The 11,797-nt window shown below is 42.2% G+C and carries 9 protein-coding genes; 4 read left to right on the top strand and 5 right to left on the bottom strand.

The features are described from left to right. The first annotated feature begins 388 nt into the window (after window positions 1-388). From DW019_RS05370 to DW019_RS05350, 4 genes are all read left to right on the top strand, one after another. A complete protein-coding gene (locus tag DW019_RS05370; protein WP_118442751.1) occupies window positions 389-1,078 on the top strand; it encodes a hypothetical protein in 690 nt (229 codons plus the stop codon). 108 nt (window positions 1,079-1,186) lie between these two features. After that, complete coding sequence (locus tag DW019_RS05365; protein ID WP_117478795.1) at window positions 1,187-1,852, top strand: hypothetical protein; 666 nt, start codon at window positions 1,187-1,189, stop codon at window positions 1,850-1,852. A gap of 553 nt (window positions 1,853-2,405) precedes the next feature. Then, on the top strand, window positions 2,406-3,023 hold the full coding sequence (locus DW019_RS05355; RefSeq protein WP_118442749.1) for a GDSL-type esterase/lipase family protein: 618 nt from the start codon (window positions 2,406-2,408) through the stop codon (window positions 3,021-3,023). Between the two features lie 13 nt (window positions 3,024-3,036). After that, complete coding sequence (locus DW019_RS05350) at window positions 3,037-4,173, top strand: nucleotidyltransferase family protein (protein WP_118442748.1); 1,137 nt, start codon at window positions 3,037-3,039, stop codon at window positions 4,171-4,173. Here DW019_RS05350 and malQ read toward each other — a convergent pair. The 5 genes from malQ to DW019_RS05325 all read right to left on the bottom strand — a co-directional run bounded on the left by malQ (window position 4,139) and on the right by DW019_RS05325 (window position 11,355). Then, window positions 4,139-5,656 (bottom strand): 4-alpha-glucanotransferase, encoded by a 1,518-nt coding sequence (malQ, locus tag DW019_RS05345; protein ID WP_117478799.1) that lies wholly within the window; start codon window positions 5,654-5,656, stop codon window positions 4,139-4,141. The two genes, DW019_RS05350 and malQ, sit on opposite strands and share 35 nt — an antisense overlap. A 30-nt stretch (window positions 5,657-5,686) precedes the next feature. After that, window positions 5,687-6,664, bottom strand: coding sequence for a peptidylprolyl isomerase (locus DW019_RS05340; protein ID WP_182431048.1), 978 nt, complete (start codon window positions 6,662-6,664; stop codon window positions 5,687-5,689). 11 nt (window positions 6,665-6,675) lie between these two features. Beyond that, window positions 6,676-10,191: a transcription-repair coupling factor gene (gene mfd / locus DW019_RS05335; RefSeq protein ID WP_347474404.1), complete on the bottom strand. Its 3,516-nt coding sequence runs from the start codon at window positions 10,189-10,191 to the stop codon at window positions 6,676-6,678. A gap of 3 nt (window positions 10,192-10,194) precedes the next feature. Next, window positions 10,195-10,770: an aminoacyl-tRNA hydrolase gene (gene pth, locus DW019_RS05330; protein WP_022377541.1), complete on the bottom strand. Its 576-nt coding sequence runs from the start codon at window positions 10,768-10,770 to the stop codon at window positions 10,195-10,197. A 96-nt stretch (window positions 10,771-10,866) separates the two neighbouring features. Beyond that, window positions 10,867-11,355, bottom strand: a complete 489-nt coding sequence (locus tag DW019_RS05325; protein ID WP_118442746.1) for a zinc-ribbon domain-containing protein — start codon at window positions 11,353-11,355, stop codon at window positions 10,867-10,869. Between the last annotated feature and the right edge of the window lie 442 nt (window positions 11,356-11,797).

Below are 11,797 nucleotides of genomic sequence, written 5' to 3'. Positions count from 1 at the left end.
TTTGTGTCGTGATTCACCTAAAAACATCGCAAAACAAGAAAAAATTGCAACCCTTTCCCCCAAAAAACATAAAAAAGGTTGCATGGCGTAACAACGCAACATTTTTTTACAAAACTTGACATTTTCCCATTGCAATATAATCTCTAATGATGTAATATTAAGTTATGTTAATCTTGTACGTGTTTTTTTCACTATGTTTATTTTTCAAAACAGTCATAAAAAAGGGGGGTGTTTCGAATAAATTTTGTATAGATGCAAATAAACGCAATGGTTCGCGAACCGTATTTAACCATTGATACAAAAAAAGGAAAGCATGATAATTCATTGCCTCATTATCATGTAAGGGTTTATTACGAAAAATAGTAAAAGTATTTTATTAAGGGCGTTAATGTGTTTTGCTCTATCGTATTTTTTATGCGCACAGTTCATTACACAGCCCACCGTATGCAGCGCTAAAATCTACAAAGTTAAGGAGCATGAAAAACCGGCTGGTTTAAAGGGTGAATTTATTGCTTACTATGACTTCCAGAAGAAGGAAACTACATATTACGATAAGAATGAGATTCCTACGAAAAAGTTCCAAAAAAAAATGAATTATAAACCGCAAAAGCCAGACGAAAAGCTGATACAACGTTATAAGGTAAAAAGCGTTAATACACCGACCAAACTACTAAATACTAATTTCACGAGTGATGTCAATACTACAGGTACAAGTTTATATTCCTATTTACCAGATAATAGAATTAAAGTAAGTTCATCACAAATTAATTCTTTCCCATATTATTCAATCTGTAAATTAACAATGACATTTCCAGATTCACCCGGATATGTCACTTTAGGAACAGGCTATGAACTATGGAATAAACTATGCGCAACAGCAGGTCACTGTTTGCTAAACTCAAACGGAAAATACTTTAACTCTATTAAAGCCGAGTTTGGATACAATAATGGTACTTGTATAAATCAACAAGCACAATTAACTCTATCGATGACTGTGTTATTGACTCCAACAACTACTGCATGCCGGGACAGAGTGGCTCACCATTATATCTCCCAGGTGGATATGCCATTGGCATAACTTCTGGAAATGCAAACGACCGTTCTATGTTTTCTGTCCAACTTGATAATGGTATTACGACTTGGCTTAACCAAAATGGCTATTTTGACTGAAAGGAGAATTGAAAATATGAAGCGTATTATTTTGTCTTGTTTAAGTTTACTCATGTTATTTTCCATGCTTACCCCTTGGAAAACAAGTGCAAAATCAAAGAGCAAGTTGAACAAAACCAGTATTACCATGTACACAGGAACAAAAGTAAAATTAAAACTAAAAGGGACTAAGAAAAAATGTAAATGGTCCGTAAATAAACCACAAATAATCTCAGTTTCCCAAAAGGGAATCGTAAAAGCAAAGAAAAAAGGAAAGGCTAAAGTAATTGCAAAAATCAAGAAGAAAAAATATATTTGCAAAGTAACAGTAAAAGTCAAAAAAAAGCAAACAGATAAATCAAATTCCGGCAACAAGTCAACACCGGACACTTCAGCAAATACAAACACCAACACAAATGACAGTGCGGTCAAAAGTCTGACTAATCTGTATATTAAAAATGTACTGCAAAACAATACCGACACATGGATTTTGGTAAACACAAAAGATTCATCCGGTGTAACCTACTCCATTTCGTATCAGTCAATTGGTGCAAATGTTGCCATCACGTTAAACGGAAAAACTGTCGATAAAACAGCATTGCAGAAAGGGGATTCCTTAGAGATTGGGTACACAGGAGATTTGCCGGATGCCAGAAAATCATGGATACCTCATCTTGCATATCTGAAAGCAACAAGAGCATAACAAGTTTTGCCGGCTGGATTTCAGACAGCAAACAATTCTTGCAAATTAAATATTTATATTTTAGCAAAGCCCGTGACCGAGCAGGCTTTGCCTGCGAGGTTGCATGGCGCAGCTTGTGAGGCGACAGATTGGGAGATTCCTTGGCGCACCAGCGAGCTGGCAACTTGCTTCATGCAACGCAAATTGTCTCCAAAGTCCAAAAACGTTGCATGCACACAAAAAACTTCCATTCCCAATGCAACGCTATCTCTCAGCCAACCAAAAAGAGTTGCTTTTGTGTCGCAATACGCCTAAAAACGTCGCAAAACAAGAAAAATATGCAACCCTTTACCTCATATCAAGACAAAAGCGTTGTTTTAGACACCCCAGCCAAAATCCCCCGGCTAAACCACCCCATCTTCCCTCACACAGCAGAGATTTTATATCTTTTTGGTATCCCGCGTGTTTATCAGCGGGATCGGCGCAGGAATACCAAAAAGATATAAAATCTCCGCTTGAAACCCGCCCCCCTTTCATTGTAAAATAAACTCAACCGCACAAAAAGGAGACTGTTATGAAACACATTTTATGCTATGGCGATTCAAACACACACGGATACATTCCCGGTGGCGGACGCTATGATGACGATACACGCTATACCGGTATTCTTGCCAAATTACTCGGCAGTGACTACCGGATTATCGAGGAAGGACTAAACAGCAGAACCTCTTCCTTTGATGACCCCTTTGAACCATACAAAAACGGAATGGACTGTCTGATCCCCTGCTTAGACTCGCATAAGCCATTGGATTTAACAATTCTTATGTTAGGAAGCAATGACATGAAAGTTTATTTCTCGCCTTCCGTCGAAAAAATTGCAGGAAGTCTCGCCAAAGTATGCCAAACAATCCTAATGGTAAGCGAGGCTCCGGTTCTGTTAGTAAGCCCGATTTATTTGGGCGATAACATGGCAGATTCCGACTTTGCAGCAAGCTTTCCGCCATCTTCCATTGCAATTTCGCATGAACTTGGCGGTGCACTTGAAGAAGTTGCAAGACAACTGGACATTCCATTTTTAGATGCCGCAAAAGTCACCCTGCCATCAAAAGAAGACAGTCTTCACTTAACAAAAGAAGGACATCTGGCACTTGCCGAAGCACTTGCCAAAAAAGTAAAAGAAATCTTAGAATAAGCGAGGCAATCATATGAATGTAGTAGGAATTATAGCAGAATACAATCCCTTTCATAAGGGACATGCCTATCAGATTCAAAAAGCAAAGGAACAATGTGGTGCAGAATTCGCCGTTGTCGTAATGAACGGTGATTTTGTCCAGCGTGGTGAACCTGCCATTTTTGACAAATACACCCGCACAAAAGAAGCACTTTTGGGCGGTGCCGACCTCATTTTTGAACTGCCGGTTCGGTTCGGTCTATCAAGCGCCGGTGATTTTGCCATGGGCGGCATTCTTGCGCTGAACGCTCTTCCATTTGTCACGCATTTATGTTTTGGCACGGAAACCGGTGACCTCACCCCTCTTTTGCAGGCCGCCTCCTTTCTTTGCGATGAACCCGATTCCTACCGCACGCGCGTGAAACATTTCATAAAACAAGGTATTCTCTATCCAAAAGCCCGCTCACTTGCCTTAGCTGCTGAATCCGGACTGCCGACAGAAACCTGGGACTCGCCAAACAACATTCTTGGCTTAGAATACTGCGTCGCCCTGCAAAAGCTTCATTCTAAAATTAAACCTTTTACCATACGGCGCGAAGGACAGGGATACCATGACAATGACACACCGGCACTCTCCGATTTTCCTTCTGCTACTTTTCTGCGCAAACAAATTCGCAAAGCCGGGGAAAAGGAAAACCTTTCGCTAAGCGATTTTTCATCCCTGATTGGCTACTCTCTTTTAACCGCAAAAGATTTGTGCCGGATAAAAGATATTACGCCGGATTTGTCTGACCGCATCCGAAATGAATTGCCAAAATACCGGGAGATAAATGAATTCGTAAAGACAATTAAAAATCCGTCCCTCACAACCGGACGAATCAAGCGCAGCTTCTTTCAGTGCCTGTTTGACATCGAAAAAGAAGAACCGGTTATGCCGTATCTGCGTGTTTTAGGCATGAAAAAAGAAGCATCTTCCCTGCTTTCACAAAAAGAAAATGCTTCTTGTCAGATTCTCACAAAACTTGCCTTTGATGTGCCAAAAATGGACGACACTGCAAAAAAACTCTTCGCAAAGGACTTACTCGCTTCCGATTTATACCGGCAAGTCTTTTGTCATAAATACAATCAGACACTGCCTAATGAATATCAGCACTCGCCGATTGTCCTTTGAGTCTGCCATATAATTTCGTCATTTTTCTGATTTTTTCACAAAGTTTATCATCAAACACGCCACCGGCCATTCGCCATTTCCAGTTGCCGCCAAGTGTCGATGGTGTATTTATTCTTGCCGAATTTGGCAGACACAGATAATCCTGTGCAGGAATAATGCAAAGGTCCGAAACACTTCCCATTGCCAGTGCAATCAAATCCCATGTCAATTTTTTCTTCGAGGTAAACCGGCTGCGGTTCATATAGCGAAGTGCCACATCCTTATCCTCTTTTTTCAACTCATCAAAAAAACTATACGTTGTCGCATTATCATGCGTTCCGGTATAAACGACCGAATTTCTGTCATAATGATACGGCAGATAATCGCTGTCTTCTCTGGAATCAAAGGCAAACTGTAATACTTTCATCCCGGGGAAACCGGAATCCGCCAAAAGTTTGCGGACTGAATCAGTCAAAAATCCCAAATCCTCAGCAAGAATCGGAAGTTTTCCCATTTGATTCTCCAAAGTCTCAAACAACTCAATACCCGGACCTTTTTCCCACTCACCGAATTCTGCGGTTGCGTCTCCATACGGAATCGCATAATATTCATCAAAACCGCGAAAATGATCAATGCGGAGCATATCATACAACTCGTAACACGTTTTAATTCTTGAAATCCACCACGAATACCCCTGATTCTTGTGAACATCCCAGCGGTACAATGGATTTCCCCAGAGCTGCCCGGTTGCAGAAAATGCATCCGGCGGACATCCCGCAACTGCCGTCGGCAGTCCATTTTCATCAAATTGGAACAATTCCGGATGTGCCCATGTATCCGCACTGTCTAAGGCAACATAAATCGGAATATCCCCAATAATTGAAATCCCTTTATCATTGGCATATTTTTTCAACGCCGCCCATTGAGTATAAAATTCATACTGAACAAATTGGTAAAAATTAACATCTTCCAGTAAACGGTTTCGATAAGACACCATTGCCTCCGGCGAACGAAGCCTAATAGCGTCCTCCCACTCCAAATAACTTTTTCCGGACTTATTATCTTTAATTGCCATAAACAAGGCATAATCAGCAAGCCACTCAGAATTTTTCTGCACAAACGCCTGATAAGAAACATCCGCTTCAATACTACTATTTGCATATGCCTTCCGTAACAGACCAAGCCGCTTCTGAAACAACACATCATAGTGTACTTCTTTACCACTCGTTCCTTCGGCGGCGCGAATGCAGTCATTCTCGGTTAAGTATCCTTTTTTCACAAGGTCATCCGGTGAAATAAAATACGGATTTCCGGCGAAAGTGGAAAATGCCTGATATGGCGAATCTCCATAGCCGGTCGGTCCCATCGGCAGAATCTGCCAGTAACTTTGACCCGCCTTCACCAACTGGTCTACAAAATCATAAGCACACCGGTCAAAACAGCCAATCCCATACTTGGAAGGGAGGCTGGCAACCGGAAGCAAAACACCACTGCTTCTTTTCATAACCTATGCTCCTTCTGTCTGTGGCAGCACTTAATTTGCTGCTAATAACGCTTTACTTACTTTCACATCAAATTTATCTGACCACGTTTTGTATATCTTTTGAAAACTTTCCGTCTGTTTTTCAGACACAAGCTGATTCCGGTACTGCTGCTGCAACGCCGCTGAATTGGTCTGAATACAATGCGCAATATAAAAACCGTCTTTTTCCTCAATAAGTGCGGATGTCTGATTCTTTTTCAGACTGACGACAGCTTTTGCAAGATTAGTACGGCTGTCCTGATTTCCAATTACATACTCAATCGCATCTGCCTGTGTTTTGTTTTTTGCCACCGTGTAAAAACTATTCTGTGAGCTTGTCACTTCACTCAAAATCCGCGACATCGTATTTTTCACAGTTTCCTTATTTTTCGCGTTCGCTGCCTGATAAATCAATTCCACCTTTGCCGCCGAAAGTGTATTGGCTGCATAATCAATTTTGAGTTTCCCCATCTGCACATTGTACATTTTCTGCGCCAGTTTGTTTTCCTCGAAAATTTTAGAAAGTACCTTTAATTCAATTCCCTGCGTCTGCTTGTCCTTCGCCGGAATCGAATCAAACACCGTCTTTGCCCGGTAATCTGCCTCTTCCTTTTCATCCGTTGCAAGCTGCACCTTCTCGATAGCAGCCTCTTTGCCAATTACCTTTACCTGAATAATCTGGCGAAGCACCGACTCAATTGCTTCCTGTCCGACAGACTTATCCTTTACCGCTTTATTGTACTTCCAAATATCGGTTCCTAAAATACTCTCATACTGATTCTTCATAAAATAATAGTAGGTCTTGTATTCCTTATAAGAAACTGTCGTCTTTCCTACTGCAATAACGGAAGAATCCTCTTTTAAGTTACTATTTGATACCGATGCCGCACGCTCGGAAGAGCTTGTTTCCTCCACCGCCTCGCTTCCGCATCCAACAACACCAATACACATGCTGACACATACTAGTATTGCCAAAATAAATCGTTTCATATCGTTCCTCCTCATTCTTTATTTGATATGCTAAGTGCACGAATTTCATCTACTATTTTCTCCGCCTCCGAAAGCACATTGCCCGTATATTGATAAACAAAATATGGTTTTGCCCCCGGCACAAAACGAAGTTTTCTCCCCATCGATGCGATGAGTTTAGGAATTCCTTCCACATCAATTTTGGCCTGTGGATACATCGCAAACTGAAGCTGCTCTTTTTTACTTGCCACCTCCATAATAAACGCTTCATGCGCCTTCGCTTTCAAAATGGCAATATTCAAAAGATTCATTACACTCTTTGGCGGCTCACCAAAACGGTCAACCAACTCATCAATCATGTCCGTTTTTTCGTCTTCCGTCTCAAGTTCCGCAATTCTTTTATAAATGTCCAGTTTTTGGAATTCATTTTTAATATAACTGACCGGAATAAATGCGTCAACCTTTATTTCGACACTCGTTTCATATTCTTCCTCCGGCACTTCTTCTCCTTTGCACTTTTTCACCGCTTCATTGAGCATTTTACAATACAAATCATACCCGACTGCTTCCATGTGTCCATGCTGGCTTGCACCCAAAAGATTACCTGCCCCTCGTATTTCCAAATCCCTCATGGAAATGCGGAATCCCGAACCAAGTTCCGTAAACTCCTTAATCGCCGCCAGACGTTTTTCTGCCACTTCTTTTAGCAATTTGTCCCGTTTATAAAGGAGAAATGCATAAGCCGTACGGTTACTTCTTCCCACACGTCCGCGTAACTGGTAAAGCTGGGACAGTCCAAGCCTGTCTGCATCCTCAATAATAATCGTATTTACATTCGGAATATCAAGCCCGGTTTCCACAATCGTAGTCGCTACCAAAACATCAATCTCACCCTCAACAAACCGAAACATCGTCCGCTCCAGTTCACGTTCATTCATCTGTCCATGGGCAAAGGCAACCACCGCTTCCGGCACAAGTTTCGCAATTTCATTTGCCACAATATCCATATTGCCAACACGATTGTATACATAGTACACCTGACCGCCTCTTCCGATTTCTCGTAAAATGGCTTCTCTTACAATCGGCTCACTTTTTTCCATAACAAATGTCTGAATCGGCATACGGTCTACCGGCGGCTCCTCCAAAACACTCATATCGCGGATTCCAACCAAACTCATATGAAGGGTCCTCGGAATTGGTGTCGCCGTCAGCGTCAGCACATCAATATCATTTTTCATCTGCTTTAATTTTTCTTTGTGCGTCACACCAAACCGCTGTTCCTCGTCAATCATCAAAAGTCCCAGATTCTTATAAGAAACACTTTTGCTTAGAAGCCTGTGAGTTCCAATGACAATATCAACACTGCCCTTTTTCAAACCCTCAATCGTTTTTTTCTGCTCCGACGGTGTTCGCAGACGGCATAATAATTCCACGTTAATTCCGTAATCTCTCATGCGCTGTGAAAAAGTATTGTAATGCTGTGCCGCGAGAATCGTTGTCGGCACTAAAAAGGCAACCTGGCAGCCATCCATCACCGCCTTAAACGCGGCACGAATCGCAATCTCTGTCTTGCCATAGCCAACATCGCCGCAAATCAAACGGTCCATAATGCGGCTGCTTTCCATATCTGCCTTTGTCGCCTCAATTGCCTTTAACTGGTCTTCCGTTTCCTCATACGGGAAAAGTTCTTCAAATTCTTTCTGCCAGACCGTATCTTTTTCAAAACAATGACCTTTTTTTGCCTGCCTCTTGGCATACAATTCGACAAGTTCCCCGGCAATCTCCTTAACCGCACCTTTCACCCTCGTTTTCGTCTTTTTCCATTCCGGCGAATTCAATCGGTTCAGCTTTGGAACTTTGGCATCACTTCCCGCATATTTTTGCAGCACTTCAAGCGACGTCGCAGGCACATACAAATTACTTCCTGCCGCATACGCCACCTTGAGATAATCTTTTGTCACATGGTCTTTTTCAATTTTTTCAATTCCCTGATAAATGCCAAGGCCATGATTTTCATGAACTACATAATCACCGATTTTTAAGTCGTTAAAACTGTGAATCGCAGCACCATTATACTGCTTTACTTTTCGTTTTTTCTTTTTCTTTGCGCCGAAAATATCACCTTCTGTGACAACGACAAAACGAAGCGTGGGATACTCAAATCCTCTTCGCAGATTTCCTCTTGCCACCATGATTTCTCCCGGCATGATTTCACGCTCAAAATTTCCTTCATAAGATGCCGTCAAATCAAAATCCTGCAAGTCCTCACACAGTCTGCGCCCTCTTGTCTCCGACCCGGACAGCAAAAGCACACGGTATCCGTTTTTCTTAAACCGCTGTAAATCCTTTGCCAGCATCGAAAAATTATTGTTATAGGAAGGTGCCGCCTGCACAGAAATGAAAAACTTGTGCTTCACGGTCAAATCGGAAATCGGCGTATCAAGAGTCGTCAGCAAAACAAGCGGATTGTCCTGCAGCCGTTTCATCACTTCCGGTAAAGAATACAAAATGTCCATCTGTCGGGGCAGAATATATCCCTTTTCCAATCTCGTACTCATGCTCTCTCGAAACTCATATTCCACCGTCTCCGCACGCTCTATTAAACGCGCCGGCTCATCAAGAAAAACAAGCGTTTTTCGATGCGCAAAATAATCAAAAAAGGAAACGACCTGCTTTTCAAAATACAAAATATAGCTTTCAAGATTTACCATGCCGTGATAAGCATGAAATGTTTCCTCAAAACTCTCAATGTTCTGGCGAAGTCTTGCTGCTTCTTCATTTTTCCCCTGCTCTTTTAACTCTTTTACGGTCTTTTCCATATCAAGCCGTATTTCCCTAAGGCCTCTCACCGCGGTATCTTCGGTCATAAACACTTCTGCCGCCGGGTAAATTTCGATTTCCGAAAGGTCTTCCACGGAACGCTGGCTCTCCACATCAATCCGGCGAATCGTATCAACTTCATCATCCCACAAATCAATTCGGCACGGGCACTCCTCAGTCAACGGATAAATATCTATAATCCCGCCCCTTACCGAAAATTCGCCTTCACTTTCCACCTGGGAAACATTTGCATATCCCATTGCGGAAAGTTTATGCTGCATCTCTTCTAAATCAAGCAAATCACCCGGTTCAATCCGAATCCGCTGGCTTTCATATTTTTCATAAGGTACACAGGCATCCATACCCGCATCAATCGTCGTGATAATAGTCACAGGTTTGTCTCCGGCAAGCGCCTGAATTGCCTTTAGCCGCTCTGCTACAATAGCACTTCCGTGGACGTCTGCGCTATAGAAAATCAAATCCTTCGCCGGATAATACATCACATTTTTATCATACAAACGATAATCCTCTAAAAGCTCTCTGGCACGGATTTCGTTGTACGTGACAATTAGGCGGACGTCAGCCAAATCTTCCATGCCGTAAATCATATGACACTTCTGTGCTTCCATACCGCCCACTACGGTAACCGGAGTCTCCCCCTTATCAACCGCAAGCCTTAATTGGGTATATTCCTCCATTTCACGGAGGGGTGCTAATAATGTCTCCACCGTTTACTCTCCTACTTTCTTTCCATTTACCGCATTCATTGCCGTCTTTACATCTTCCTGCAAAATGGCCAGAAGTCCCTCTTCTGCCAATGCAAACACATCGCGGATTTTTGCATCATCTTCTTTGCTAAAACGACCCAACACATGTTTTACCAAATCTCCATTTTCCGGTTTTGCCCCCACGCCAATTTTAATTCTCGGAAATTCCTGCGTTCCCAGATGTGCAATAATACTTTTGATTCCATTGTGCCCGCCCGCACTTCCTTTTGGGCGAATCCTCACCTGTCCAACCGGCATGCTGATATCATCGTAAATAATCACGATTTCATCCGTTGTCAGCTTGTAATAATCCATGAGCGCACGCACACTCTCTCCACTCAGATTCATATACGTCTGCGGCTGCACAAGCATAACCTTCTGCCCCTCAATCACACCTTTTCCAACAATCGCTTTTCCTTCTTTACTGCGAAGTGCAATTCCATATTTATCACTCAGATAAGTCACCATATCAAAACCAATATTATGTCTCGTCGCTGCATATTCCGTTCCCGGATTTCCAAGTCCAACAATTAAAAACATTTTCCTCATCCTTTCCGTTACCAACATGTAACGCCCGGCGGCATCTTAAGATACCCCCGGGTCAATTTTATTTTCTTAGATTCTGGTTGTATTTTCTTACATGTAATAGTGATAATATCCCGAATGTCCAAAAATATTATACACGCTTCCTGCTATCGCAAATCCAACAATTAAAAGGATTATCACAAGAACTACCGTAATTAAAAGCCAGCAAAAATAGGACCTTGCGTAGTTTCTCAAATTAATACGGTTTGTACCACCCACGGCAAATACAATTGCAAAAATAAATCCAATAATCGGAATGCTGAACAGTAATGTATATAAGAAATAACTCCATGCGCCAAGCGGTGTGTAATCAAACCGCGGGTCGTAATTCCGTATCGGAATGTTATTTGGCTGCGGTGGCGTCTGATATGCCTGTCCAAACTGATTGTTCGGTTGCGGCGTCGGGTCCGATTGCGACTGTGATGCTGTCGTTTCCTCCACATTCACATTCTCAGTTTCAATTTTCTTTACAGGCGTGCCACATTCCGGACAAAATAAAGCCCCCTCACTTAATGGTTTCCCACAATTTCCACAAAACATGGTTTATCCTCCTTATTTCCTTCATCTTACTTGTGGTTTTTATTGTAACATATCCGGCTTGTTTTGCAAACACGGAAAAGAACATTGTTTGTGTCAAGTGTTCGTTGGCACTTTTTTTGTTTTCCGTAATTCCGTAGAAAAACTTTGCGTCTCGTGGGCACTCCCGTTTATTGAGTGCGTAGCGGCATGGGCACTGAAACTACCAGTGGTCTCCGCTCCGCTTCGGTCGTTGCATAACAGAAGTCCACCGGACTTCTTGCAACACATACCGACGTACTCAAACCCACGAGTCACAAAGTTTTTCTACAAAATTACTGGAAACCAAAGGAACTGCCAATAAACTATTGACACATATTTACACATGTTATATAATACCAACCATGATGATACTTCTCCTGTCTGCCAGTGGAGGGAGACGATAGGATGGAGAACACGCAAAAGA

Source organism: Clostridium sp. AF37-5, assembly GCF_003477605.1.
In the GTDB taxonomy this organism is placed as follows: domain Bacteria; phylum Bacillota; class Clostridia; order Lachnospirales; family Lachnospiraceae; genus Eubacterium_F.
The sequence above is the reverse complement of the archived record's forward strand: the minus strand, read 5'-3'. Positions and strand labels throughout refer to the sequence as shown.

Coding starts and splice junctions, on each gene's coding strand:
- DW019_RS05370 (WP_118442751.1), top strand. CDS start 389: ATGTGTTTTGCTCTATCGTATTTTTTATGCGCACAGTTCATTACACAG.
- DW019_RS05365 (WP_117478795.1), top strand. CDS start 1,187: ATGAAGCGTATTATTTTGTCTTGTTTAAGTTTACTCATGTTATTTTCC.
- DW019_RS05355 (WP_118442749.1), top strand. CDS start 2,406: ATGAAACACATTTTATGCTATGGCGATTCAAACACACACGGATACATT.
- DW019_RS05350 (WP_118442748.1), top strand. CDS start 3,037: ATGAATGTAGTAGGAATTATAGCAGAATACAATCCCTTTCATAAGGGA.
- malQ (WP_117478799.1), bottom strand. CDS start 5,656: ATGAAAAGAAGCAGTGGTGTTTTGCTTCCGGTTGCCAGCCTCCCTTCC.
- DW019_RS05340 (WP_182431048.1), bottom strand. CDS start 6,664: ATGAAACGATTTATTTTGGCAATACTAGTATGTGTCAGCATGTGTATT.
- pth (WP_022377541.1), bottom strand. CDS start 10,770: ATGTTTTTAATTGTTGGACTTGGAAATCCGGGAACGGAATATGCAGCG.
- DW019_RS05325 (WP_118442746.1), bottom strand. CDS start 11,355: ATGTTTTGTGGAAATTGTGGGAAACCATTAAGTGAGGGGGCTTTATTT.